Annotated in this window: 18 protein-coding genes, 1 pseudogene and 1 riboswitch; of the genes and pseudogenes, 7 read left to right on the forward strand and 12 right to left on the reverse strand. The window is 55.7% G+C overall.

Going from position 1 to position 25829, the window contains the following annotated elements:
* Window positions 1-354: 354 nt before the first annotated feature.
* Both murI and btuB read right to left on the reverse strand, forming a co-directional pair.
* Window positions 355-1206 (reverse strand): glutamate racemase, encoded by an 852-nt coding sequence (gene murI / locus ACTJJI_RS23585; RefSeq protein WP_440655771.1) that lies wholly within the window; start codon window positions 1204-1206, stop codon window positions 355-357.
* Complete coding sequence (btuB, locus tag ACTJJI_RS23590) at window positions 1151-2989, reverse strand: TonB-dependent vitamin B12 receptor BtuB (protein WP_192545194.1); 1839 nt, start codon at window positions 2987-2989, stop codon at window positions 1151-1153. Before btuB ends, murI begins: the two co-directional genes overlap by 56 nt.
* Before the next feature lie 66 nt (window positions 2990-3055).
* Window positions 3056-3231: riboswitch (cobalamin riboswitch) on the reverse strand.
* 104 nt (window positions 3232-3335) lie between these two features.
* Between btuB and trmA the strand changes: the two genes are divergently transcribed.
* Window positions 3336-4436, forward strand: a complete 1101-nt coding sequence (gene trmA, locus ACTJJI_RS23595) for a tRNA (uridine(54)-C5)-methyltransferase TrmA (RefSeq protein WP_046889510.1) — start codon at window positions 3336-3338, stop codon at window positions 4434-4436.
* Between the two features lie 49 nt (window positions 4437-4485).
* Here trmA and ACTJJI_RS23600 read toward each other — a convergent pair whose 3' ends face one another.
* Complete coding sequence (locus ACTJJI_RS23600) at window positions 4486-4845, reverse strand: YijD family membrane protein (protein WP_008501783.1); 360 nt, start codon at window positions 4843-4845, stop codon at window positions 4486-4488.
* A 9-nt stretch (window positions 4846-4854) separates the two neighbouring features.
* The gene (gene fabR, locus ACTJJI_RS23605; RefSeq protein ID WP_008501784.1) at window positions 4855-5493 is read right to left on the reverse strand and encodes an HTH-type transcriptional repressor FabR; all 639 of its coding nucleotides are present in this window, start codon (window positions 5491-5493) and stop codon (window positions 4855-4857) included.
* Window positions 5494-5689: 196 nt separating this feature from the next.
* Here fabR and sthA point away from each other — a divergent pair, with 196 nt between their 5' ends.
* A complete protein-coding gene (sthA, locus tag ACTJJI_RS23610; protein WP_014833741.1) occupies window positions 5690-7090 on the forward strand; it encodes a Si-specific NAD(P)(+) transhydrogenase in 1401 nt (466 codons plus the stop codon).
* On the opposite strand, the gene oxyR is transcribed toward sthA, so the two are convergent.
* From oxyR to argC, 4 genes are all read right to left on the reverse strand, one after another.
* The gene (gene oxyR / locus ACTJJI_RS23615) at window positions 7073-7990 is read right to left on the reverse strand and encodes a DNA-binding transcriptional regulator OxyR (RefSeq protein WP_014833742.1); all 918 of its coding nucleotides are present in this window, start codon (window positions 7988-7990) and stop codon (window positions 7073-7075) included. The two genes, sthA and oxyR, sit on opposite strands and share 18 nt — an antisense overlap.
* A gap of 327 nt (window positions 7991-8317) precedes the next feature.
* On the reverse strand, window positions 8318-9691 hold the full coding sequence (gene argH, locus ACTJJI_RS23620; RefSeq protein ID WP_063412579.1) for an argininosuccinate lyase: 1374 nt from the start codon (window positions 9689-9691) through the stop codon (window positions 8318-8320).
* A gap of 77 nt (window positions 9692-9768) precedes the next feature.
* The gene (argB, locus tag ACTJJI_RS23625) at window positions 9769-10545 is read right to left on the reverse strand and encodes an acetylglutamate kinase (protein ID WP_020686923.1); all 777 of its coding nucleotides are present in this window, start codon (window positions 10543-10545) and stop codon (window positions 9769-9771) included.
* 6 nt (window positions 10546-10551) lie between these two features.
* Window positions 10552-11556, reverse strand: coding sequence for an N-acetyl-gamma-glutamyl-phosphate reductase (gene argC, locus ACTJJI_RS23630; RefSeq protein WP_050860298.1), 1005 nt, complete (start codon window positions 11554-11556; stop codon window positions 10552-10554).
* 88 nt (window positions 11557-11644) lie between these two features.
* Between argC and argE the strand changes: the two genes are divergently transcribed.
* The 5 genes and pseudogenes from argE (at window position 11645) to gldA (ending at window position 18484) form a co-directional block, all read left to right on the forward strand.
* Window positions 11645-12796 carry an acetylornithine deacetylase gene (gene argE, locus ACTJJI_RS23635; protein WP_013099301.1) on the forward strand — a complete coding sequence of 384 codons (1152 nt, stop codon included), beginning with the start codon at window positions 11645-11647 and terminating at the stop codon, window positions 12794-12796.
* Between the two features lie 271 nt (window positions 12797-13067).
* Entirely contained in the window at window positions 13068-15719 is a 2652-nt protein-coding gene (gene ppc, locus ACTJJI_RS23640) for a phosphoenolpyruvate carboxylase (RefSeq protein ID WP_014833745.1), read from the forward strand.
* Between the two features lie 93 nt (window positions 15720-15812).
* Window positions 15813-16577, forward strand: a pseudogene (locus ACTJJI_RS23645) (helix-turn-helix transcriptional regulator).
* Between the two features lie 128 nt (window positions 16578-16705).
* Complete coding sequence (gene fsa / locus ACTJJI_RS23650; RefSeq protein WP_440655777.1) at window positions 16706-17368, forward strand: fructose-6-phosphate aldolase; 663 nt, start codon at window positions 16706-16708, stop codon at window positions 17366-17368.
* A gap of 12 nt (window positions 17369-17380) precedes the next feature.
* Window positions 17381-18484: a bifunctional L-1,2-propanediol dehydrogenase/glycerol dehydrogenase gene (gene gldA, locus ACTJJI_RS23655; RefSeq protein WP_063412575.1), complete on the forward strand. Its 1104-nt coding sequence runs from the start codon at window positions 17381-17383 to the stop codon at window positions 18482-18484.
* A gap of 39 nt (window positions 18485-18523) precedes the next feature.
* Here gldA and katG read toward each other — a convergent pair whose 3' ends face one another.
* From katG to metB, 4 genes are all read right to left on the reverse strand, one after another.
* The gene (gene katG / locus ACTJJI_RS23660) at window positions 18524-20704 is read right to left on the reverse strand and encodes a catalase/peroxidase HPI (RefSeq protein ID WP_046889515.1); all 2181 of its coding nucleotides are present in this window, start codon (window positions 20702-20704) and stop codon (window positions 18524-18526) included.
* A gap of 147 nt (window positions 20705-20851) precedes the next feature.
* On the reverse strand, window positions 20852-21739 hold the full coding sequence (gene metF, locus ACTJJI_RS23665; protein ID WP_014833750.1) for a methylenetetrahydrofolate reductase: 888 nt from the start codon (window positions 21737-21739) through the stop codon (window positions 20852-20854).
* Between the two features lie 227 nt (window positions 21740-21966).
* The gene (locus tag ACTJJI_RS23670) at window positions 21967-24399 is read right to left on the reverse strand and encodes a bifunctional aspartate kinase/homoserine dehydrogenase II (RefSeq protein ID WP_440655780.1); all 2433 of its coding nucleotides are present in this window, start codon (window positions 24397-24399) and stop codon (window positions 21967-21969) included.
* Between the two features lie 2 nt (window positions 24400-24401).
* Window positions 24402-25562: a cystathionine gamma-synthase gene (metB, locus tag ACTJJI_RS23675; RefSeq protein WP_440655782.1), complete on the reverse strand. Its 1161-nt coding sequence runs from the start codon at window positions 25560-25562 to the stop codon at window positions 24402-24404.
* Between the last annotated feature and the right edge of the window lie 267 nt (window positions 25563-25829).

The following is a 25829-nucleotide window of genomic DNA, read 5'->3' on the forward strand; positions in this document are numbered from 1 at the left end:
GTAATGAATTACGTGTTCACTCGTTGAGACTTGGTATTCATTTAGTGTCCGAAGACATTAAGAATCCATGTCACTTTGAGTGCCCACACAGATTGTCTGATAAATTGTTAAAGAGCAGTGCAACGCGGCTTTCGCTCACCGTTGCGAGGTCCCGTATAATACGTTTTCCTCATTCAGAGTCAAGTGATTATTTTCACTTTTCTCTGTCGGCATTCATCTCTGAACCCCGCTAACCCGGCGGCTTGCAAGCCGTTGTTCCGTGTCAGTGGAGGCGCATTATAGGGAGTTCTCAGACGTTGACAACCCCTCTTTAAAAAAAAACGTTCAACCGTCTCTTTTTTGCTCAAAACCGTGCTACAGCGCGAGTTTTTCGAGCGTTTCAAACCCATAACGGCGCAGAACGGGTAAAAGTTGCTCAGTCTCAGTTGTTAATGCCATACAAAAAGCGATATTCGCATCGGCAGATTTGGCATCCGGCGCTTCATGTTCCAGCAGCCAGGCAGTACGACGGGCAATAGCCGCACCGGAATCCACCAGACGCGTTCCCTCCGGCAGTACTTCTAACAATTCTTCCTGTAAGAGCGGGAAGTGAGTGCAGCCCAGTACGACGGTATCCGGAGGTTCCGGCATACGCAGCCACGGGCGAAGAATACGACGCAGCTCCTCAAGTGACACCGTCTTGCCATGCAGCTTCGCTTCAGCCATCTCCACCAGCTCTGCCGAACCGAGCATCGCGATCTGACATTCATTGGCAAAACGATCGATCAATTCACGCGTATAAGGACGCTTCACCGTACCGCGCGTAGCCAGCAGACCCACAATACCATTCGCCGTCAGGCGCGCAGCTGGCTTTATAGCAGGAACGACACCCACAACCGGGAACTGAAATTTTGCGCGCAAGGCTGGCAGCGATACCGTGCTTGCGGTATTACAGGCGATGACCGCCAGCGCCAGGGGATAACGCTGCTGTACTGCGGTGACGATTTCAACGACACGCTCAACAATAAAGTCCTCGCTCTTCTCCCCATAAGGGAAAGCGACGTTATCGAAGGCGTAGATATAATGGAGATCCGGCAGGAGATGCCGAATCTCATCATAGACCGAAAGCCCACCGACGCCGGAATCAAATACCAGCACGGTGGGACGCGGATTAGAAGGTGTAGCTGCCAGACAAGGTGTATTCCCGTCCTGCAGTTTGGTAGCCATAAACTGTCTCGTAATCTTTATCGAACAGGTTGGCTATTTTACCACGAACTGTAAGGTGAGAGGTGACAGGATATGAAACTGCGACATCCCACAGACTTACCCCTCCCATTTTGACCTTCTGACTCGGCCAGGTACCGAAGTCGGTATCGTAGCGCGTACCCAGGTAGTGATAAGTCAGGCTCCAGTCAAAATCATAGATCTGGGTATCAAGCTGGTACTTCACCTGCTGCTTAGCACGGCGGTCCAGCAGCTGGTTGGTTGCCGCATTGCGGGCATCAACATAGTCATAACCGACAGTATGCATGACCGGGCCAGTATCAAACGAGGCAGTAGCTTCGACACCTTTAATACGTGCCTTGCCGACGTTGTAGAACTCCATTAGGTTATTGTTGAAGTCGATCAGGTTCTCAACATCGTTACGATAAGCCGACACACGCCAGTTCACACCTGCGGTAAGCCCCTCGAACGCACCTTCCCACTGCTTACTCTCTTCAGGCTCAAGACGGTCATTGCCGTAAGAGCCATAGAGTTGCCCCTGATTCGGTGCTTTATAGGCTGTGCCATAAGAGGCAATGAAACGATAACCGTCAATAAACTCCCAGCCTGCACTGCTCTGCCAGGTGCCGTGGCGACCAAACTGTGAGTTGTCGTCGCTGCGAACCGCCCCTTCCAGAGTGACGTCACCAAACTGCTGCAACCCGGTCAGGTAGATGCCCGTGTTGCGAATGTCGTAGGCATTCGACACGTAGTTGGTGTTAGGTTCGGTACTCTGCTTCTGCCAGTCGATACCCGCGCCGATATTACCGTGGCCCACGTCCACAGAGTTTGTCCACTGAACGTTGTACTGTTTGATTTCATCCAGCGTCGCCGTGGAGTCATAACGCCCAAGATGCGGATCGTAGTTAAAGTCCTTACTGTGGCTGTAACTGGAAAGCAACTGCGAATGGAAGATATCGTCGTTAAAGCGCACTCCGGCATCCCAGGTCTGGCTATATAACTGACGGGTATCAACAAGCACATTTGGATTGTAATAATTGTCATAGGCAGTACGGTTGCTGTAGCCATACCCGCGAACGAAGCCGCTCCATTGAGCGGAGAACGCATGCTCAAGTGCACCGTAGATCGTTTTATTCATGTAGCCGTCACGATCGGTTTGCGGAACGCCGCCGTTGTTGCCGTCCGCCACCACGTCAAAGCCTTTGGTATACGTGTAATCACCTGCCAGCGTCACACGCGTGGAGTCACCCAGCGTCTGCTGCGTACTGCCGCCATAATTTTGGTAACCATGCGAGCCTACGCCTGCATTCAGAGTCGTACCGTCCTTGGCGCGGGTGGTAATGATGTTCACTACGCCACCAATCGCATCGGAGCCATACACCGCCGAACGCGGGCCACGAATGTATTCGATACGCTGCACCAGCGCGATAGGGAACTGGCTGAGGTCGGACGACCCCGTAACACCAGCCTGGTTAAGGCGGATCCCGTCGACGAGGATAAGAACATGACTGGAGTTAGTGCCACGAATAAAGAGTGAAGAAGACTGCCCCATTCCGCCGTTTTGCGCGGTATCCACACCCGGCAGGCGGCGCATAACGTCGATAACGGTCGTGGATTGCCAGCGTTCAATATCATCACGCGTGACCACAGACGTGGGCGCCAGAACGGTATTAAGAGGTTGTTCAAAACGATTTGCTGTCACCACCAACGAGTCAGCGCTATCCTGCGCCCAGCCCGAAAATGCCGTGACGGACAACGCCGTCAACAGCGATACTTTTTTAATCATTGTTAAAGCATCCACAATATAAGAAGGATGCCGCAGGCCTCATCTATAGCACGCGATGATGAAACCAAATGCGACGTGATCCCGGCAGGTCTTCGGGCTAGGTGGCGTTATACGGATGAAGACTTCCCATTTTCACAGTGTCTACAACTCTCATCCCGCCAGTCTTTACCGCTGCGCGTCAGCTCCAGATTTCCACTGGATTCCCTTTTCACTCTCAGGAGACCGGAAACAGAATGCTACAATTAGACACGTATAGATGTCCAGATAGCTATTAGCCATTAAATCTGGACATCCACTGCACAATCCCTACAATCCCCGCGTAATTCTTTATCACTCAGGACGCATCATGACCCCCGAACACCTCCCGACAGAACAGTACGACGCACAGCTGGCAGAGAAAGTTGTCCGCCTGCAAAGTATGATGACGCCGTTCAACGCGCCCGTTCCTGAGGTGTTCCGTTCGCCCGTCAGCCACTACCGTATGCGCGCTGAGTTCCGCATCTGGCACGATGGCGACGACCTGTACCACATCATTTTCGATCAGCAGACCAAATCGCGTATTCGGGTAGACAGCTTCCCGGCGGCGAGTGAGTTGATTAACCAGCTCATGACGTTAATGATTGAAGGAGTCCGCAACAATCCTGTGCTGCGCCACAAGCTGTTCCAGATTGATTACCTGACCACCCAAAGCAATCAGGCCATTGTCTCTCTGCTGTACCACAAGGCGCTTAATGACGAGTGGCGCGAGCAGGCAGAAGCGCTGCGCGATGCGCTGCGGGCGCAAGACATCAACGTTCACCTGATTGGCCGCGCGACAAAAACCAAAATCATGCTGGATCAGGATTACATCGATGAGCGCCTGTCGGTGGCAGGAAAAGAGATGGTTTACCGTCAGGTAGAGAACAGCTTCACCCAACCTAACGCGGCGATGAACGTGCAAATGCTGGAGTGGGCGCTGAAAGCGACCGAAGGGTCAAAGGGCGATCTGCTTGAGCTGTACTGTGGGAATGGCAACTTCTCGCTGGCACTGGCGCGCAATTTCGAGCGCGTACTGGCGACGGAAATTGCCAAACCGTCCGTTGCGGCCGCGCAGTACAACATTGCCGCCAACCATATCGACAACGTGCAGATTATTCGTATGGCAGCAGAAGAGTTTACGCAGGCCATGAACGGTGTGCGCGAGTTTAACCGTCTTGAGGGGATCGATCTGAAGAGCTATCAGTGCGAGACGATTTTTGTCGATCCGCCGCGCAGCGGCCTGGACAGCGAAACCGAGAAGATGGTGCAGGCATACCCGCGTATTTTGTACATTTCCTGTAACCCGGAAACGCTGTGCAAGAACCTGGAAACATTAAGCCAGACGCACAAGGTTGAACGTCTGGCGCTGTTCGATCAGTTCCCGTATACCCACCATATGGAGTGTGGCGTCTTACTTACCGCACGGTAATGTTGTGCCGGATGGCGTTTCGCTTATCCGGCCTACACAACCCCACATCTTATTCTGGCAACTGGCTCTTGCGGCTGCGCATGCGAGAGCCGATCCAGAACACCAGCGCAACAGACAGTACTGCAGGGAAGAAGTTAGAGCCAATATCCGGGTACTCGGCGCGTACCACGGTGCTGTACAGCAACACGCCCAGAATAAAGCAGGCAGCGGCCAGACCCGGTAACCCAACCGGCATGGTGCGGTTCAGGTAACGCTGATGCAGGCAGTAAACTGTCAGCACCAGTGCGATGAGCGGGAAAATAGAGAAGGGTACGATTGAGCTAAAAATAGCGGCAAACGTGCCATTAATGGATAAGCCAGCGATCAATGCCAGCAACAGCGTCCCTTTATCCTGACCTGACTGTTTCATTACTCACCTTCACTCTTCGGTTTGATGTGCCAGTTTCTCTTGTTCACGGCGATACCAGTAATATGCGCCTTTGGAGATCATCCGTAGCTGCAATACCAGTCGTTCTTCGAGCTGCTTACGTTGTTCAATGCTGACATCCAGCGCTTCGGCACCTGCGCTGAACACAATCGTCACCATTGCCTCAGCCTGCGCTTCTGTGAATGCACGCGGCATGTGGTTTTCGAGTTCAAGATAGTCGGCAAGTTCCGCAATGAAATGCTGAATTTCACGCGCGACAGCGGCACGAAATGCCGCTGACGTCCCTGAACGCTCGCGCAGCAACAGGCGAAAGGCGTTGGGGTTGTTGCCGATAAATTCCATAAAGGTCGACACGGAGGTGCGGATCACGCTGCCGCCTTTTGCGATACGCTGCCGCGCCTGGCGCATAAGCTGGCGCAGCATCAGCCCGCTCTCGTCGACCATGGTCAGACCCAGTTCATCCACATCACGGAAATGGCGGTAGAAGGACGTTGGCGCAATCCCGGCCTCGCGTGCGACTTCACGCAGGCTCAAACTGGCAAAACTCCGCTCAGCACTCAGTTGACTGAATGCGGCTTCCACCAGCGAACGCCGGGTTTTCTCTTTTTGTTGTGCTCTTACGCCCATCACGATAGTTGAATCCTTCCAAAGGCCTGATGGCACTATACCAGAGAATAAAATTAATCTGTTTGTCTGGCTTTGTGAATGATTGTTTACGCGCGCTTTGTGCTCCACTGCCGGAAAAAAGCACAACGATAATTGGGTTACTCTGGCAATGATGTTATGATTCTGTTGCTTTTATGTATAAGAACAGGTAAGCCTTGCCATGCCACATTCCTACGATTACGACGCAATAGTTATTGGTTCCGGCCCCGGCGGCGAAGGCGCTGCTATGGGACTGGTGAAACAGGGAGCCAGAGTAGCGGTTATAGAGCGCTACCATAATGTTGGCGGCGGTTGCACCCACTGGGGCACCATCCCTTCCAAAGCCCTCCGCCACGCCGTTAGCCGCATTATTGAATTTAACCAGAACCCTCTTTACAGCGACCACTCCCGACTTCTTCGTTCCTCTTTTGCCGATATCCTGAATCACGCAGATACCGTTATTAACCAACAGACACGAATGCGTCAGGGGTTTTACGAGCGTAACCACTGCGAAATTCTTCAGGGCAATGCGCATTTTGTGGATGAACACACGCTGGCGCTGGAGTGTCACGACGGTTCGGTTGAAACCCTGACCGCTGAAAAATTTGTTATCGCCTGTGGTTCCCGCCCGTACCATCCGGCAGACGTGGACTTCTCACACCCGCGCATCTACGACAGCGATTCCATCCTCAGCCTGCACCATGAACCACGTCATGTGATTATCTATGGCGCGGGGGTGATCGGGTGTGAATATGCGTCTATTTTCCGCGGAATGGATGTCAAAGTTGATCTGATTAACACCCGCGACCGCCTGCTGGCTTTCCTTGATCAGGAGATGTCAGACTCCCTCTCCTACCACTTCTGGAACAGCGGTGTGGTGATTCGCCACAACGAAGAGTACGAAAAAATAGAAGGCTGCGACGACGGTGTGATCATGCATCTGAAGTCTGGCAAAAAGCTGAAAGCCGACTGCCTGCTGTATGCCAACGGCCGTACCGGTAATACCGATTCACTGGCGCTGGAAAACATCGGTCTGGAAACGGACAGTCGTGGTCAGTTGAAGGTCAACAGCATGTACCAGACTGCCCTGCCGCATGTGTACGCGGTCGGTGACGTGATTGGTTACCCGAGCCTGGCATCCGCGGCTTATGACCAGGGGCGCATTGCGGCGCAGGCGCTGGTAAAAGGCGAAGCGACGGCGCATCTGATCGAAGATATTCCGACAGGGATTTACACCATTCCGGAAATCAGCTCCGTGGGGAAAACCGAGCAGCAGCTGACCTCCATGAAGGTGCCTTACGAAGTGGGTCGCGCCCAGTTTAAACATCTGGCGCGGGCGCAAATTGTGGGCATGAGCGTGGGAACGCTGAAGATCCTGTTCCATCGCGAGACGAAAGAGATCCTCGGTATTCACTGCTTTGGTGAACGCGCGGCGGAAATCATTCATATCGGCCAGGCGATAATGGAGCAAAAAGGTGGCGGTAACACCATTGAGTACTTCGTTAACACCACCTTTAACTACCCGACCATGGCGGAAGCCTATCGGGTCGCCGCGCTGAACGGTTTAAACCGCCTGTTTTAACGCGTTGTCAAAATGGCCATCCATCGCACCACGGATGGCCTCTGCCAGCTGCTCATAGCGGCTGCGCAGCGGTGATCCCGGGCGATAAACCAGCCCAATGGTACGACGCGGCTCTGGCTTAATGCACGGCAGGTAAACCACACCGTCACGTTTACGCTCGCGCGGCACGGCCAGCGCAGGCAGCAACGTAATACCACTTCCCGCCGCCACCATATTGCGCAGCGTTTCCAGGCTGGTTGCGCGGAAATGGGTATCTTCATCCGCACCCGCTTCAAAACAGAAGCCCATCGCCTGATCGCGCAGGCAGTGACCATCTTCCAGCATCAGCAACTTTTCACCGGCAAGATCGGCCATTGGCACGCGATCGCGGTTCGCCCACGGGTGATCTTCGTAGATCGCCAGCATCATCGGCTCGTCAAACAGCGGCACTTCGATAAAGGCTTCGCTCTCTTTTACCAGCGCCAGAATGGCGCAGTCGAGCTTGCCGCTATCTAACTGTGCCAGCAGCTGATGGGTTTGCGCTTCATGCAGATACATTTCGAGTTTCGGGAACGTCTGGTGCAGCATCGGAATGATGTGCGGCAGAAGGTACGGACCAACGGTTGGGATCAGGCCAATATGCAGCGGGCCGGACATGGTCTCCCCTTGCTGACTTGCCATTTCCTTGAGCACTTTGACCTCGCGCAGCACGGTGCGCGCCTGATCCACCAGCAGCAATCCCGCCTGAGTGAACAGCACTTTACGACTGGTGCGCTCCAGCAGCATCACGCCCAGCTCATCTTCCAGCTTGCGGATCTGACCGCTCAGCGTAGGCTGGCTGACGTGGCAGGAATCTGCCGCACGGCGAAAGTGGCGATGCTCGGCTAACGCTACCAGGTATTCAAGATCACGAATATTCATTATTCATCCTCCGTCGCCACGATAGTTCATGGCGATAGATAGCATAGCAACGAACGATTATCCCTATCAAGCATTCTGTTGAATAATACACCACATAGACGAGGCGGCACGTGTTTGACCCTTGACGTCCCCGCACCGTCAGCGAGTTTCTCTCAAAACTCGAACAACTAAAGCCAACGTGAACTTTTGCGGACCCCGTGGTCCGCATTTTTTTTGCGTAAAAAAGCCCGGGGGTAAAAGCAAAATGGCAACCGAAGTTGCCATTTTTAGTGTTTGCTCCCTCTCCCTGTGGGAGAGGGCCGGGGTGAGGGCACCAGCCCGCACAAATCAAACCAACCGGTTTTTCGCGTCCGCAATCGCCTGCGCCACCTGCTTCGGCGAGACTCCACCTTTCGCCGCACGCTTATCCAGACATGACTGCAACGAAAGAATCGGATACACATCCTCCCCGATCACCGCACTGAATTTCTGCAGGTCGGCAAGCGCCAGATCTTCCAGCGGTTTCCCCTGACGAATCGCTTCCACGACCGCTTCGCCTACAATATGGTGTGCTTCACGGAACGGTACCCCTTTCGCCACCAGGTAATCCGCCAGTTCGGTCGCGTTTGCATAACCCTGCTGCGCCGCTTCCTGGCAACGCGGACGTTTCACCTGAATGCCGTCCAGCACCAGCGCGCCCATATGCAGGCAGTCCAGCCAGGTGTCGAGCGCGTCGAACAGCCCTTCTTTGTCTTCCTGCATATCTTTGTTGTACGCCAGCGGCAGCCCTTTCAGGGTCATCATCATGCCGGTCAGCGCGCCCTGCACGCGGCCACACTTACCGCGGATCAGCTCCAGCGCATCCGGGTTTTTCTTCTGCGGCATCAGGGAAGAGCCGGATGTCACACGGTCAGACAGCTCAACAAATCCGGCTTCGCCAGAGTTAAAGAAGATCAGGTCTTCGGCAAAGCGTGACAGGTGGACCATGCCGATAGAGGCATTCGACAGCAGTTCCAGCACGTGGTCACGGTCAGAGACGCTGTCCAGGCTGTTACGGGTGGCAGAGGCAAAGCCCAGCCAGCCTGCCAGCTGCTCACGGTCGATTTCATATGCCGTACCCGCCAGTGCACCGCTTCCCAGCGGGCTGACGTCCAGACGCTTCAGGGTATCCTGCAGACGGCTTTCATCACGCGCCAGCATCTCGACATAGGCCAGACACCAGTGGGCAAAGGTTACCGGCTGCGCGCGCTGCAGGTGGGTATAACCCGGCATCACCGCGTCCTGGTTGTTCTGCGCCGTTTCCACCAGCGCGCTCTGCAGCTGACGGTTAGCCGCCAGCAGTTCGCCAACGGTATCTTTACACCACAATTTCAGATCGGTGGCGACCTGATCGTTACGGCTACGGCCGGTATGCAGCTTTTTACCCAGCTGGCCGACTTTGTCGATGAGCTTCCCTTCCACCCAGCTGTGAATATCTTCGGCATCGCTCTGCAGGATTTGCTGCGGATCCAGACGCACTTCTTCCAGCAGATTATTGAGCGCCTCTTCCAGTTGCAGCTGTTCCTCTGCGGTCAGTACGCCTACCGTCACCAGCGCTTTGGACCAGGCCACAGAGCCGACGACATCCTGTTCGGCCAGGCGGTAGTCGAAGCGCAAAGAGTCGTTGAACTGTTTGAACCGTTGATCCGCTGCCTGTGTAAAACGCCCACCCCAAAGTGCCATAACATGCTTCCTTAATATCTTTGAATTTCATTGCCCGGTGGCGCTGCGCTTACCGGGCCTACAAAACATTAAATCGATTACGCAAGAATACGCGTGCCAATCGGCGTGCCGTTAAACAGCGCCGGAAGCTGCTCCGCGTGACGCCAGGAGGCGATATCCACCGGGCGTCCGAGCGTACGGGCGGCATCCAGTGCCGCATTTACTTTGACGATCATCCCGTCGGTGATAATGCCCTGGGCGATCAGCTGTTCGGCTTTTGCCGCGGTCATTTCCGCGATGCGCTGACCTTTGCCGTCCAGAATACCGCTCACGTCGGAGAGCAGGATCAGATCCGCGCCCAGCGTCGCGGCCAGCGCCGTTGCCGCCTGGTCCGCATTCACGTTCATCAGCTCACCTTCTTCGGTCACCCCGATAGAGCTCACCACCGGCAGGAAACCGCCTTCCAGCAACGTGTTAATCAGCTTAGGCGAACCTGGCTGTGCCAGTCCAACATGGCCGAGCTCTTCATCGAGCTGGGTCACTTTTACGCTGTCGCCATCGCCCAGATAGAGGCCAACGGAGGCAATGTGGTGTTTCTTCGCCCAGGACAACAGGGTTTTATTCGCCGTACCTGCCAGCGCACCGGTGATGATGTCAATCTGGTCGGCAGGCGTCACGCGCAGGCCATTTTTCTTTTTCACCGGCAGGTTGAGCCCTTTCATCAGCTCATCCACCACGCAGCCGCCGCCATGGACAATCACCAGCGGACGTTGATGTGATTCGCGATAGTTAACCAGCGCGGTAAACAGACGCTCCAGCGCTTCTTCGCTGTCCAGCAGTACACCACCGAGTTTGATAATTAATGGGTTCATCATCACACCTTAAATAAGAGCCTGTGTTTCCGGGAAACCGAAACGAATATTTGCACATTGCATTGCCTGAGCGGCAGCGCCTTTGAGTAAGTTATCTTCTGCTGCCACCACGATCAGATGCTCGCCCTGCACGGCAAAGCCGATATCGCAGAACGGCAGGCCAACCACGTTTTTCAGGGCGGGCACGCCTTTGTCATACAGACGCACCAGCGGTTTATCCGCATACGCCCGAGTAAAGACCTCGCTCACCTGCGCTTTGGTCACACCCGGTTTCAGGCGGCAGGTAATGGTTTCGAGGATCCCACGCGGGAAACTGCCCAGATGCGGCGTAAAGATGACATCCGCACCCAGATGGGTGGTGATTTCCGGATGATGGCGGTGATTAAACACGCCATACGGCTGCAGGCTGACTTCGCAGAAGCTGTTAGAGATAGCGGCCTTGCGTCCGGCACCGCTGACGCCACTGGTGGCGTTGATCACCGGCCACTGATTCAGATCCAGCAGGTCTGCGTCGATCAGCGGCTTCAGAGAAAGCTGTGCGGCCGTCGGGTAGCAGCCCGGGACGGCAATCAGATCCGCTTCTTTCAGCTTGTCTGCGCTCCACTCCGCCAGCCCATACACGGCTTTTGCAAGCAGGTCCGGGTGCTGATGGGTGAAGCCATAATATTTTTCGTAGAACGCGCCGTCGTTAACACGGAACGCGCCGGAGAGGTCGAACACTACGCAACCGGCCGCCAGGAATTGCGGCGCCAGGTCATGACTGACCTCGTGCGCGGTGGCCAAAAACACCACGTCGACGCCGTCAGTGAACTCGCTGATGTCAGACATCGGCTGCAGCGGCAGATCGACAATGCCCCTAAGCTGCGGATGCAAATCGGAAATTAACTTTCCTGCATCATTGCTTTGCGCTGACACGGTCAAAGCGGTTATGGTCATATGTGGATGGCGATTCACGTAGCTTACAAGCTCTGCGCCCGCATAACCGCTAGCGCCTACAATCAGCGTATTCAACATCGGGTTCCTTTATGCTCAACGTTAATGTATTTTTATTCACATTTATTGCATGAATATTGATACTATCACGACCTAAGGTGTGTCAACAATGAAAATGAACTTACCGCCATTTATCGAGATTTACCGCGCCCTGATTGCCACACCCTCCATCAGCGCGACCGAAGAAGCGCTGGATCAGAGCAATGAGTCTTTAATCAATCTTCTGGCGGGTTGGTTTAGCGATCTTGGCTTTAACGTTGAGGTTCAGCCTGTTCCCGGAACACGCCATAAATTTAACCTGCTCGCCAGTACCGGACACGGCGCAGGCGGCCTTCTGCTGGCCGGTCATACCGACACTGTGCCCTTTGATGATGGCCGCTGGACCCGCGACCCATTTACCCTGACCGAGCATGACAACAAACTCTACGGGCTGGGCACGGCCGACATGAAAGGCTTTTTCGCCTTTATCCTTGACGCGCTGCGTGATGTAGACGTGACCAAACTGAAAAAGCCGCTCTACATTCTGGCGACCGCCGACGAAGAGACCAGCATGGCGGGGGCACGTTACTTCTCAGAAAATACCTCTATTCGCCCGGATTGCGCCATCATCGGTGAGCCAACGTCATTACAACCGATCCGTGCGCATAAGGGCCATATCTCCACGGCGGTGCGCGTGATGGGCCAGTCCGGCCACTCCAGCGATCCGGCGCGTGGCGTCAACGCCATTGAGCTGATGCACGACGCCATCGGCCGCATCATGACTCTGCGCGACGAACTGAAAGAGCGGTACCACTACGACGCCTTCACCGTGCCGTATCCGACACTGAACCTCGGCAGTCTGCACGGTGGTGATGCTTCCAACCGTATCTGCGCCTGCTGTGAGCTGCACATGGACATCCGTCCGCTGCCGGGCATGACGTTAAGCGATCTCGACGGTTTGCTGACCGAAGCGCTGGCCCCGGTAAGTGAACGCTGGCCAGGTCGCCTGACGGTGTCTGAGCTGCATCCGCCGATCCCGGGTTATGAATGTCCACCGGATCATCAGCTGGTTGAGGTGGTGGAAAAACTGCTCGGCGAGAAAACCGATGTGGTGAACTACTGCACCGAAGCGCCGTTTATTCAGACGCTGTGCCCGACGCTGGTACTTGGCCCTGGCTCCATCAACCAGGCGCACCAGCCGGATGAATATCTGGAAACCCGTTTTATCAAGCCAACCCGCGAACTGATTACCCAGGTCGTGCATCACTTCTGCTGGCATTAAAACCGCACCGATTAGTCCCCTCTCCCGGTGGGAGAGGGTTAGGGTGAGGGCAACAAATCCCGCGATCTCCGTCACATTCCCATAAGCATCTCTTATCTGACGCAATGCGAATTAAATTTCGTAAATTGCCTGCATTTATTCGTTTGCTGAACCGTTTTCGCAGCAATTGACGACGGGGGTTTTACGTGGCTTTATAAAGGGAGATGACAAAATAATGTCCAGAAGATTTTCGCATGGGCATAAACAAAAATGATGGGGTGACTGGGTTTTTATGAACGAACAATATTCCGCGTTGCGTAGTAATGTCAGTATGCTCGGCAAAGTGCTTGGAGATACCATCAAAGATGCGTTGGGGGAAAACATCCTCGACCGCGTTGAAACCATCCGCAAGCTGTCTAAATCTTCCCGTGCCGGTAACGAAGCGAGTCGTCAGGAGCTGCTCACCACCTTGCAGAACCTCTCTAACGATGAGCTGCTGCCTGTTGCACGCGCATTCAGCCAGTTCCTGAACCTGGCAAACACGGCTGAGCAATACCACAGCATTTCGCCAAACGGCGAAGCTGCCAGCAACCCGGAAGTCATTGCCCGTACGCTTCGTAAACTCAAAGACCAGCCAAACCTCAACGAAGCCACCATCAAAAAAGCGGTGGAATCCCTTTCGCTGGAGCTGGTGCTGACCGCCCACCCAACCGAAATCACCCGTCGCACCCTGATCCACAAAATGGTCGAAGTGAACAACTGCCTGAAGCAGTTGGATAACAAAGACATTGCCGACTACGAACGTAACCAGCTGATGCGCCGTCTGCGCCAGCTGATTGCTCAGTCCTGGCACACCGATGAAATTCGTAAGCATCGCCCAAGCCCGGTAGACGAGGCCAAATGGGGCTTTGCAGTGGTGGAAAACAGCCTGTGGGAAGGCGTTCCGAACTACCTGCGTGAGCTGAACGAACAGCTGGAAGCGAACCTGGGCTACCGCCTGCCGGTGGATTTTGTCCCGGTACGCTTTACCTCCTGGATGGGCGGCGACCGTGACGGTAACCCGAACGTGACGGCAGAAATCACCCGCCACGTGCTGCTGCTGAGTCGCTGGAAAGCCACCGATCTGTTCCTGAAAGATATTCATGTGCTGATCTCCGAGCTGTCGATGGTGGAAGCGACGCCAGAACTGCGCGCGCTGGCCGGTGAAGAAGGTGCCAGCGAGCCGTATCGTTTCCTGATGAAAAAACTGCGTAGCCAGCTGATGGCGACCCAGGCCTGGCTGGAAGCACGCCTGAAAGGCCAGCGCTTGCCGAAGCCAGAAGGTCTCCTGAGCCAGAACGAACAGCTCTGGGAGCCGCTATACGCCTGCTATAAATCACTGCAGGCCTGTGGCATGGGCATCATCGCCAATGGCGAACTGCTCGACACCCTGCGCCGCGTGAAGTGTTTTGGCGTGCCGCTGGTGCGTATCGACGTGCGTCAGGAGAGCACCCGCCATACCGAAGCGCTGGGCGAACTGACCCGCTATCTCGGCATCGGCGACTATGAAAGCTGGTCTGAAGCCGACAAACAGGCCTTCCTGATCCGCGAGCTGAACTCTAAGCGTCCTCTGCTGCCGCGCAACTGGGAGCCAAGCAACGAAACCCGCGAAGTGCTCAACACCTGTAAAGCGATCGTTGATGCGCCGAAAGGATCGGTGGCCGCCTATGTGATCTCCATGGCGAAAACCCCGTCCGACGTGCTGGGCGTTCACCTTCTGCTGAAAGAAGCCGGTATCGACTACGCTCTGCCTGTAGCGCCACTATTTGAGACCCTCGACGACCTGAACAACGCCAACGACGTGATGACCCAGTTGCTCAATATCGACTGGTATCGCGGCTTTATTCAGGGCAAACAGATGGTGATGATCGGCTATTCTGACTCCGCAAAAGATGCAGGCGTGATGGCCGCCTCCTGGGCGCAGTATCAGGCGCAGGACGCCCTGATCAAAACCTGCGAGAAAGCCGGTATTGAGCTGACCCTTTTCCACGGTCGCGGTGGCTCCATTGGTCGCGGCGGTGCGCCTGCGCACGCGGCACTGCTGTCACAGCCGCCGGGAAGCCTGAAAGGCGGGCTGCGCGTCACCGAACAGGGTGAGATGATCCGCTTCAAATACGGTCTGCCGGAAGTGACCATCAGCAGCCTGTCGCTTTATACCAGTGCGATTCTGGAAGCGAACCTGCTACCACCGCCAGAGCCGAAAGCGTCCTGGTGCCATATCATGGACGAGCTGTCGGATATCTCCTGCGATCTGTACCGCGGCTACGTGCGTGAAAACAAAGATTTCGTGCCTTACTTCCGCTCTGCAACGCCAGAGCAGGAGCTGGGTAAACTGCCGCTGGGTTCACGTCCGGCTAAGCGTCGCCCAACCGGCGGTGTGGAGTCTCTGCGTGCGATCCCGTGGATCTTCGCCTGGACGCAAAACCGTCTGATGCTGCCAGCCTGGCTGGGTGCCGGTGCGGCGCTCCAGAAGGTGGTGGAAGACGGTAAACAGAGTGAGCTGGAAACCATGTGCCGCGACTGGCCGTTCTTCTCTACCCGTCTGGGTATGCTGGAGATGGTCTTCTCGAAAGCTGACCTGTGGCTGGCGGAATATTACGATCAGCGTCTGGTGAAGCCTGAGCTGTGGGCACTGGGTAAAGAGCTGCGCGAGCTGCTACAAGGCGACATCAAGGTGGTGCTGGATATTGCTAACGATTCCCACCTGATGGAAGACCTGCCGTGGATTGCCGAGTCTATCCAGCTGCGTAACATCTATACCGACCCGCTGAACGTTCTGCAGGCAGAGCTGCTGCACCGTTCGCGTCTGGCGGAAGAAGAAGGGAAAGAGCCGGATCCACGCGTTGAACAAGCGCTGATGGTGACGATTGCGGGCGTTGCAGCGGGTATGCGTAACACCGGTTAATGCTCACTGCCCGGCGGCGCTTCGCTTGCCGGGCCTACGACAGGTAGGCCGGGTAAGCGTCAGCGCCACCCGGCAAATTTCGGTAGTCTCCTGATGCATTCCGATATCACCCGAATTTTGAAAGATCTGGTTAACCGCACGTTATCGCTGGGTCAGATTCATTTCTCAGCCCCGGCTGGACAGCCCTCCCGAACAGCGCCCTGCCTTGTCATTACCCTGAATAACCCCTGTGAGGCGATATTTTCCTCCTCCGGACACATTGTTCATCACCCGGCTAACTTCCTGCAAATACACTTCGGTAAGCAGCAAATGGTCATCGAGTTACAGTGTGAGCATACGCTTTTGCAACAGGTACAGGTTGCCCGACGTGGGCCGCGAACCGGTGCTTTTCTCCTCCAGACGCTGGCCGAGCTACAGATGCAACCGGATTAACAAGAGACCGCCAGGCTGGTAGTACTGAGCCTGCTCAGCCACTGCCGGGATCTTTTGGGGAGCGACATCCATACCGCCAACCGCAGCCGCGCGCTCTTCGAAGCGGTTCGTAGCTATATCGACGAACATCACGCCTCTTTGTTAACGCGCGAATCGGTGGCGCAGGCGTTCTACATCTCCCCAAACTATCTTTCCCATCTCTTTCAGAAAGTTGGCAGTGTCGGATTCAACGAATACCTGACCCAAACCCGTCTTGAACATGCCCGACAGTTGCTTAAAGGCTACGATCTCAAAATCAAGGATATCGCCGCACGATGCGGTTTTATGGACAGCAACTACTTCTGCCGCCTGTTTCGCAAACACACCGAACGTTCTCCTTCCGAATATCGCCGCCAGTATCACAGCCAGTTAACCGCCAAAAACTAGCACTGTGATCGGCATCGCACATCGCTAAGCACATTACATTTGTCCAGTATTTGGCAAAATTGACCTGTATATCCTGCCTGCCGCTCCGCCTTATCCTTAAATCAATCTTTTTGACTTAAGGAAAAATAATGGAACTGTATCTGGATACCGCCAACGTGGCGGAAGTTGAACGCCTTGCGCGCATTTTCCCCATCGCAGGCGTCACCACCAATCCGAGCATCATTGCCGCCAGCTGTGAGTCTGTCTGGGAGGTACTGCCGCGCCTGCAAAACGCCATTGGGCCAGAAGGCACGCTATTTGCCCAAACAATGAGCCGCGACGCAGAAGGCATGGTGGACGAAGCCAAACGCCTGAGCAATGCCATCCCGGATATCGTGGTGAAAATCCCGGTCACCGCCCAGGGGCTCATCGCCATTAAGGCGCTAAAAACAGCGGGCATTACTACGTTGGGGACCGCCGTATACAGCGCCGCGCAAGGCCTGCTGGCTGCACTGGCCGGGGCAAACTATGTCGCGCCATATGTAAACCGCGTAGATGCCCAGGGCGGGGACGGTATTCGCATGGTTCAGGAGCTGCAATCCCTGCTGGAACAGCATGCACCGGAGAGCAAGGTGCTGGCAGCCAGCTTCAAAACGCCACGCCAGGCGCTGGACTGCCTGCTCGCCGGATGTGAAGCTATCACGCTTCCCTTAGACGTAGCGCAACAAATGCTCGGCACACCGGCGGTAGAGTCAGCGGTAGAGAAGTTCGAGCAGGACTGGAAAAACGCGTTTGGTAACCTCAACCTCTAAGGGAGATATGTTATGGACCGTATCATTCAATCGCCGGGGAAATATATCCAGGGCGCTGATGTTCTCACCCGTCTCGGCGACTATCTGAAACCTCTGGCTACACGCTGGCTGGTTGTTGGCGATAAATTTGTGCTGGGTTTTGCCGAAGAGACCCTGCGCCAGAGTTTTAAAAATGCAGAGCTAGATGCCGAAATCGCGCCGTTTGGCGGCGAATGCTCGCAGAATGAGATCGATCGTCTGAAAAAACTGGCCGACAGTGCGGACTGCATGGCGGTGCTGGGTATTGGCGGCGGTAAAACGCTGGATACCGCCAAAGCGCTGGCACATGTTATGGACGTGCCGGTCGCTATCGCCCCGACTATCGCCTCCACCGATGCCCCGTGCAGCGCCCTTTCTGTGATTTACACCGACAGCGGCGAATTTGAACGCTATCTGATGCTGCCGCATAACCCCAATATGGTGATTGTCGACACCAAAGTGGTGGCAGGTGCGCCGCCGCGTCTGCTGGCCGCCGGGATTGGCGATGCCCTTGCCACCTGGTTTGAAGCGCGTGCCTGTTCCCGCAGTGGCGCGACCACCATGGCGGGCGGCAAGTGTACGCAGGCCGCGTTAGCGCTCGCCGAGCTGTGCTACAACACGCTGATTGAAGAGGGAGAAAAAGCGATGCTGGCCGCCGAGCAGCACGTAGTGACCCCGGCGCTGGAACGCATTATCGAAGCCAATACCTATCTGAGCGGCGTAGGGTTTGAAAGCGGCGGGCTGGCGGCAGCGCATGCCATTCACAACGGGATGACGGCAGTGCCGGATGCGCATCACTTCTATCACGGTGAAAAAGTGGCGTTTGGTACGCTGACGCAACTGGTGCTGGAAAACGCACCGGTTGAGGAGATCGAAACCGTCGCGGCGCTTTGCCACAGCGTTGGATTACCGATCACGCTGGCGCAGCTGAACATCAAAGAAGACATTCCGGCCAAAATGCGCCTGATTGCCGAAGCGTCTTGCGCTGAGGGAGAGACCATCCACAACATGCCGGGTGGCGTGTCGCCGGATCAGGTTTATGCGGCGCTGCTGGTCGCCGACCAGTATGGGCAGCGTTTCCTGCAGGAGTGGGAGTAACAAAAAAGCCGGGTGCGCTACGCGTACCCGGCTCAATGGTTATTTCACGTCAAAACGGTCCAGATCCATCACCTTCGCCCACGCCGCTACGAAGTCGCGGACAAACTTCTCGTGAGCATCACTGCTGGCGTACACCTCTGCCAGCGCGCGGAGAACGGCGTTAGAGCCGAAGACCAGGTCAGCGCGGGTGGCAGTGTATTTCACTTCACCGCTGGTGCGATCGCTTCCGGCAAACAGCTCGTTCGATTCATCGGTCGCCTTCCACTGGGTGTTCATATCCAGCAGATTGACGAAGAAATCGTTGCTCAGCACGCCTTCGCGATTGGTGAACACACCGTTCTTACCGCCATCGAAGTTTGCACCCAGTACGCGCAGGCCGCCAATCAGCACCGTCAGTTCTGGCGCGGTCAGCGTCAGCTGCTGGGCTTTATCAATCAGCAGCGATTCGGTGGTGGAAACATCCACCTGCGCACGGTAGTTGCGGAAACCGTCGGCAATCGGTTCGAGCAGATTAAACATCTCGATATCCGTCTGATCCTGACGCGCATCCACACGACCCGGCGTGAACGGTACGGTGACGTAAACGCCTGCCGCTTTCGCCGCCTGCTCAACGCCTACCACACCCGCCAGCACGATGATATCGGCCAGTGAGGCTTTATTGGTGGTGCGCTGAATAGCTTCCAGAGCAGGCAATGCACGTACGGCTGCGGCATTAACATCCCAGTTGCGCTGAGGCGCAAGTGCCAGACGCGCACCGTTGGCACCGCCACGCTTGTCGCCGCCGCGGAAGGTTGAGGCCGACGCCCATGCCACGGAAATCAGTTCGCTCACGGAGAGCCCGGATGCTGCAATTTCCGCTTTCAGGCTCTCAATGTCCTCTTTGGTCGGATTGAATACTGCCTCCGGCAGCGGATCCTGCCAGATCAGATCTTCTTTCGGCACTTCCGGGCCAAGATAACGCGATTTCGGCCCCATATCGCGGTGAGTCAGTTTGAACCACGCGCGCGCAAATGCTTCGTTGAAGGCCTGCGGATCGTTCAGGAAGCGACGGGAAATTTTTTCGAATTCCGGGTCAAAACGCAGCGTCAGGTCGGTAACCAGCATGGTGGGTTTGCGTTTTTTCGACGGGTCGAACGGGTCTGGCATGATCTCAGGCGCGTCCACGGCTTCAAACTGAATCGCACCGGCCGGGCTGCGGGTTTGCACCCATTCATATTTGAACAGGTTCTCGAAGAAGTAGTTGCTCCACTGGGTTGGGGTTTGTGACCAGATGACTTCCAGACCGGAAGTAATGGCATCTGCACCTACACCGGTACCATGCGTGCTGGCCCAGCCCAGGCCCTGCGCTTCAATCGGAGACGCTTCCGGGTCTGTGCCAACGTGCGTTGCTTCACCCGCGCCGTGGGTCTTGCCGAGCGTATGACCACCAGCGATCAGCGCCACGGTCTCTTCGTCGTTCATCCCCATGTTGCCGAAGGTTGCGCGGATGGCTGCCGCCGCTGACAGCGGTTCACCGCTGGCGTTTGGCCCTTCCGGGTTAACGTAGATCAGCCCCATTTCAGTGGCCGCCAGAGGACGTTTCGCCAGCGCTTCCGGGTCACGATGGGTCAGCCAGGCTTTTTCATCACCCCAGTTGACGTCGAGATCCGGTTCCCAGACATCTTCACGCCCGGCACCAAAACCAAAGGTACGGAAGCCGGAGTTTTCCAGCGCCACGTTGCCCGCAAGAATGAACAGATCGGCCCAGGAGATTTTTTGACCGTATTTTTGCTTGATCGGCCACAGCAGACGGCGAGCTTTATCCAGACTGACGTTATCTGGCCAGGAGTTCAGCGGCGCAAAGCGCTGTTGACCGCGTCCAGCACCACCACGCCCGTCCACCGAGCGATAGGTACCCGCACCGTGCCAGGCCATGCGAATAAACAGGCCCGCATAGCTTCCCCAGTCGGCAGGCCACCACGGTTGAGAGTCGGTTAAGAGTGCTTTGAGATCGCCCTTAAGGGCAGAGTAATCCAGCTTGCTAAATTCTTTGCGGTAGTCGAAGTCTTCACCCAGAGGGTTCGAACGATTGGAGTGTTGGTTAAGAAGATCGATGCGGAGTTGTTTTGGCCACCAGTCACGGCTGCCTGTACCTGCCCCCGCGCTGTGATCGACGCCGCCCTGATGGAACGGGCATTTGCCGACTGATGCCGCTTTATTGCTCTCGTCTGACGTGCTCATCGCTATGCTCCCTTTTACAGTGTTACCGTTACGATATACACCACTAGCAATAAGATATAGTTGAATTAATCCACAGATTCGATAGCTAATACCTTTTAACTTTTAGCCAGACTAAAAAGCCCCCTTTATATGAGGGCTTTATGCGCGCTACGCCGGACGAACGCCGAGCGTATGACAAATGGCGTAGCTCATCTCCGCGCGGTTCAGCGTGTAGAAGTGGAAATCTTTTACCCCTTCACGGCTTAAAATTTTCACCATGTCCATCGCGATGTTGGCACCCACCAGCTTGCGCGTTTCCGGATCATCATCCAGCCCTTCGTACATTTTGGACATCCACAGTGGAATGCGTACGTTGGTCATATCGGCAAATTTCTTCGCCTGTTTGAAGTTAGAGACCGGCAGAATACCCGGGATAATTTCAACGTCGATGCCCGCAGAAACGCAGCGGTCACGGAAGCGCAGATAGCTTTCCACATCAAAGAAGAACTGAGTAATGGCCCGGTTCGCACCGGCATCCACTTTACGCTTCAGGTTAAGGAGGTCGGCCTGAGCGCTTTTCGCTTCCGGATGCACTTCCGGGTACGCTGCGACGGAGATATCAAAATCGGCAACCTCTTTCAGCAGCGCGACCAGATCCGCCGCATACATTTCGGGCTTACCGCTACCCGGCGGCAGGTCGCCGCGCAGGGCGACGATATGACGAATCCCGTTGTTCCAGTAATCCTGAGCGATAGCACGCAATTCATCACGGGTGGCGTCGATACAGGTCAGGTGAGGAGCCGCTTCCAGACCGGTACGATCCTTGATGCCCTTGATAATGCTGTGCGTACGGTCACGCTCGCCGGAGTTCGCACCGTAGGTCACGGAGACAAACTTCGGTTTCAGGCTGCTCAGGCGATCGATAGAGCTCCAGAGGGTTTGCTCCATTTCACTGGTGCGCGGCGGGAAAAATTCAAAAGAGACGTTAATCTGGCCGTTTACTTCGGCCAGGCTCTGATTCAGGGCTTCCCGCTGGTTGGCGTGAAAAAAGCTCATACCTTACCTCTATCTTTCGCGTGTCGTTGTTTGTTGTGTTGTGAACTTCTATACGTTTAGACGTCCAGATGTAAAAATGACGGAAAAGCGGAGGGACGTCAACAGAAATAATCAACAATAACGGTGAGGAATGCTCAGGGAAGATGAAGAAAATTCATGATGGGGGGTGAGTGCGGTCTGATGCCCTCACCCTAACCCTCTCCCACAGGGAGAGGGAAAGACAGGGGTTACAGTAATTTAGCGAGACGATTGATGTCCGACTGGATCGCCCCGGCGGTGACATCGCGCCCTGCCCCCGGGCCACGGATCACCAGTGGGTTATCGCGGTACCAGCGGCTTTCGATTGCAAAGACGTTATCGCACGGCAGCAGCGCCGCCAGCGGATGTTCAGGACGCACCGCCTCAACCCCCACACGCGCTTTACCGTTGGCCTCGAAACGCGCCACATAGCGCAGCACCAGCCCCATCTCGTTTGCCGCTTCCAGACGTTGCAGCATCTGCTCGTTCAGCTCATCACCGTTTTCAAAGAAGTGGTCAATAGATCCTTCCTCACAGCCCGCCGGCACCAGCGACTCGACGCGAACAGAACCAGGTTCAATGTCATAACCGGCTTCACGCGCCAGGATCACCAGCTTACGCATCACGTCTTTACCGGAGAGGTCGACGCGGGGATCGGGTTCGGTTAACCCCTGCTGCCACGCCTGATCCACCAGGTCAGTGAACGGCACGGTGCCATCAAACTGCAGGAAAAGCCAGGAGAGCGTACCGGAGAAAATACCGCTCAACGCCAGGATGCTGTCGCCGCTTTCAATCAGATCGCGCACGGTATGGTTAACCGGCAGACCCGCACCTACGGTGGCATTATAGAGCCAGTGACGACCGGTTTTTTCGAACGCGTCGTGGATCTGACGGTATTTGTCGGTGCTGCTTGCCCCCGCCAGTTTGTTCGCACTGATAACGTGGAAACCGTGGCTGGCGAAATCAAGATACTGATCGGCAAGTTGTTCGCTGGCGGTTACGTCCAGCACCACCAGATCGTCATACGGGTGCGCGCGCATCCACAGGAACAGCGACTCTTCGTCCTGTTCAACCGCTTCATCGTTAAAGAAGGCAAGCGCGCGGCTGGCATCCAGCCCTTCGTAGTTCAACAGACTGCGGCGGCTGTCCACCACCCCGGCGAGGATAAACTCAAAGCCGGTACGTGCTGAGAGCGTGACCTGCTCGCGCGCGAACAGCTCCAGCCAGCGAGAACCGATGTTGCCTTTACCGAACAGCACCAGGCCGATGCGTTTTTCCGCACGGAACAGAGAGGTATGCAGACCCTGAATCAGGCTCTCAGTTGGCCCTTTACGCAGGACGGCAACGAGGCTGATGCCCTCTTCCGACTGCCAGGTAAATTCAACCGGCTGCCCTTTCAGCTGTTGCCAGAAGCGGTGGCAGTGCAGTGGGTTACGGGTGACGCCCGCGCCCACCATCGCCACCAGCGCCAGCCCCTGACGCAGACGAAGCTCGCCCGGCAGGCCCGCTTCATCCAGAATTTTCAGCGCGCTGTCCGCCACTTCGGCGGTGTAACAGAACTGCAGCAGTTGACGGTCGTTATGTACGCCAACCGCCAGCGGACGCACCTGAGCACGTTTGAGGATCGTGTCGATATCTTTATGCGCCAGTTTGAAGTCCTGGCCCGCCGGGACCTGGAACTCAATCAGGCAAATGTCGTCGTGGCTGGTGACAATACGCGCCCCCGTACCGGATGCCAGCACGCGTTCGATGCGCGTGGAGCCCTGATCCGGGGTGTAACTGCAGCGCAGCTGCAGATCGATATCGCTGCCGGAAACCGGCTGCAGCGTACGCGCGTGAAGAACTGGCGCGGCTAAACGTGCCAGCTCGCTGGCTTCATCCAGGCGCAGCAGCGGCAGCAGGCAGGCGTCTTTCACCTTGCGTGGATCAGCGCTGTAAACACCGGCGACGTCACTCCAGATGGTGACGCGGGACACGCCCGCCAGGGCACCGATTTGCGTCGCCGAGTAGTCAGAGCCGTTACGCCCCAACAGCACGGTTTCCCCGGCATTGCTGCGGCTGATAAAGCCGGTCACCACAATGCGTTTACCCGGATGCTGTACCAGCAACTGTTGCAGCAGCGGGTAGGATAGACCTTCATCCACCTGTGGCTGTGCGGCGCGTTCGGCACGCAGGAAATCACGCGCGTCGAGCCAGGCTGCCTCAACGCCCAGATGTTGCAGCACGGCGGCCATCAGACGCGCAGACCACACTTCACCGTGGCCCACCACTTCGGCGTACACCGCATCGGTAATACCGCTGTCCAGCAGGGCGGCCAGACGCTCAAGGTCATGCGTAAAAGCGCTAATCAGCCCATCCGCCACGTCTGCGGGCAGCAAACCGGCAATCAGCTCGCTCTGGTAACGGCGTAAGGACTGTTGCACCTGATGCGCAGAGAGGCGATCGGTCTGGCTCAATTTCAGCCAGCTAATCAGCTGGTTGGTGGTGCTGCCCGCCGCAGAGACAACCATCATGTCACCCGACTGTGAATACTCTGTCATGATCCCTGCAACGCGCAGGTAACACTTCACATCAGCAAGACTACTACCACCAAACTTGTGCAGTTGACGACCCTTCGCCCCTGCCTGCGCTATCACACTCATGATTACCCCTTGGCTGCGACCCGGAAGCCATTTTCCAGATCGGCAATTAAATCTTCAGAATCTTCAATACCGGTTGAGATCCGCAGCAGCGTCTCAGAAATACCGGCGGCGGCACGTGCCTCTGGTGCCATACCTGCGTGCGTCATGGTCGCGGCGTGGGAGATTAAACTTTCAACCCCACCCAACGATTCCGCCAGCGTAAACAATGACAGCCCGCTCAGGAAGCGACGCAGCGTTTGCTCGTCACCGTCCAGTTCAAAACTTAACATCGCGCCAAACCCTTTCTGCTGACGCGCGGCAATCTCGTGCCCCTGGTTTTCAGGCAGCGACGGGTGATAAAGCTTCTTCACCAGCGGCTGCGTTTTCAGGAAATCGACAATCGCCTGGGCATTGCGCTGTGCCACCTCCATACGCGGCGACAGCGTGCGAATCCCGCGTAACAGCAGATAGCTGTCGAAGGCCCCGGCGGTGACGCCAATGTTATTGGCCCACCATGCCAGTTCGGTGACAACGTCGGGATCTTTTGCAATCACCACACCCGCGACCACATCAGAATGACCGTTCAGATATTTAGTGCATGAATGCAATACCAGATCTGCACCCAGCGCCAGTGGGTTCTGAAGGGCCGGACTGAGGAACGTATTATCCACTACACTTATCGCTCCCGCATCCCTTGTGAGCTGACAAATTTTCGCAATATCGACAACGCGCAACAATGGATTGCTTGGACTTTCCACCAGCACCAGCTTCGGCTTCTCTGCCAGCGCCTGTTTCAGCGCCTGTTCGTCATTTTGATCGACAAACAACACCCGGTAACAACCGCGTTTTGCCAGACTATCAAACAGACGATAGCTGCCGCCGTAACAGTCGTGCGACGCAACCAGCAGATCGCCCGGTTTCAGGAACACGGTGGTCACCAGATGAATGGCAGACATGCCGGTATTGGTTAATACTGCCCCTGCGCCACCTTCCAGTTCCGCCAGCGCGCGTTGGGTCACGTCGCGCGTAGGGTTGCCACGACGCGAGTAGTCATGCGCACGGGGTTCATTAAATCCGGTGAAATTGTAGGTACTGGAAAGATGAATCGGCGGGACAACACAGCCGTACTGCTCGTCATCATTCAATCCGCTACGCACTGCGATGGTGGCCTGTTTACGCGTCATGGTGAAGGCTTCCTGGCTAATTAGGTGAAAAGTCAGGCACCAGAGTAAACATTGAAAGTATGGACGTCAATACATCTGGACATCTAAACTTCTTTGCGTATAGATTGAGCAATGCGCAAATAGCCGTTAAAATTATATGCTTTAGTGCACGCTGCAGCGGCAATATCCGTGCCACGGTATCGTCTCTACGGTAAACTACGCAGGTTTACGGTTCAAAACCGATGGTTACAGGTTTTGCACCTTTAGATTAATGACTGAGAGGATTAA

The sequence above is a fragment of the Enterobacter sp. 22466 genome (genome assembly GCF_052044775.1).
GTDB lineage: Bacteria > Pseudomonadota > Gammaproteobacteria > Enterobacterales > Enterobacteriaceae > Enterobacter > Enterobacter dissolvens.

Bases quoted from the DNA above. Each gene is read 5' to 3' on its own strand.
- btuB (WP_192545194.1), bottom strand. From the start codon at position 2,989: ATGATTAAAAAAGTATCGCTGTTGACGGCGTTGTCCGTCACGGCATTT.
- fsa (WP_440655777.1), top strand. From the start codon at position 16,706: ATGGAACTGTATCTGGATACCGCCAACGTGGCGGAAGTTGAACGCCTT.
- argB (WP_020686923.1), bottom strand. From the start codon at position 10,545: ATGATGAACCCATTAATTATCAAACTCGGTGGTGTACTGCTGGACAGC.
- murI (WP_440655771.1), bottom strand. From the start codon at position 1,206: ATGGCTACCAAACTGCAGGACGGGAATACACCTTGTCTGGCAGCTACA.
- ppc (WP_014833745.1), top strand. From the start codon at position 13,068: ATGAACGAACAATATTCCGCGTTGCGTAGTAATGTCAGTATGCTCGGC.
- sthA (WP_014833741.1), top strand. From the start codon at position 5,690: ATGCCACATTCCTACGATTACGACGCAATAGTTATTGGTTCCGGCCCC.
- trmA (WP_046889510.1), top strand. From the start codon at position 3,336: ATGACCCCCGAACACCTCCCGACAGAACAGTACGACGCACAGCTGGCA.
- katG (WP_046889515.1), bottom strand. From the start codon at position 20,704: ATGAGCACGTCAGACGAGAGCAATAAAGCGGCATCAGTCGGCAAATGC.
- metB (WP_440655782.1), bottom strand. From the start codon at position 25,562: ATGACGCGTAAACAGGCCACCATCGCAGTGCGTAGCGGATTGAATGAT.
- ACTJJI_RS23600 (WP_008501783.1), bottom strand. From the start codon at position 4,845: ATGAAACAGTCAGGTCAGGATAAAGGGACGCTGTTGCTGGCATTGATC.
- gldA (WP_063412575.1), top strand. From the start codon at position 17,381: ATGGACCGTATCATTCAATCGCCGGGGAAATATATCCAGGGCGCTGAT.
- argE (WP_013099301.1), top strand. From the start codon at position 11,645: ATGAAAATGAACTTACCGCCATTTATCGAGATTTACCGCGCCCTGATT.
- ACTJJI_RS23670 (WP_440655780.1), bottom strand. From the start codon at position 24,399: ATGAGTGTGATAGCGCAGGCAGGGGCGAAGGGTCGTCAACTGCACAAG.
- metF (WP_014833750.1), bottom strand. From the start codon at position 21,739: ATGAGCTTTTTTCACGCCAACCAGCGGGAAGCCCTGAATCAGAGCCTG.
- oxyR (WP_014833742.1), bottom strand. From the start codon at position 7,990: ATGAATATTCGTGATCTTGAATACCTGGTAGCGTTAGCCGAGCATCGC.
- argC (WP_050860298.1), bottom strand. From the start codon at position 11,556: ATGTTGAATACGCTGATTGTAGGCGCTAGCGGTTATGCGGGCGCAGAG.
- argH (WP_063412579.1), bottom strand. From the start codon at position 9,691: ATGGCACTTTGGGGTGGGCGTTTTACACAGGCAGCGGATCAACGGTTC.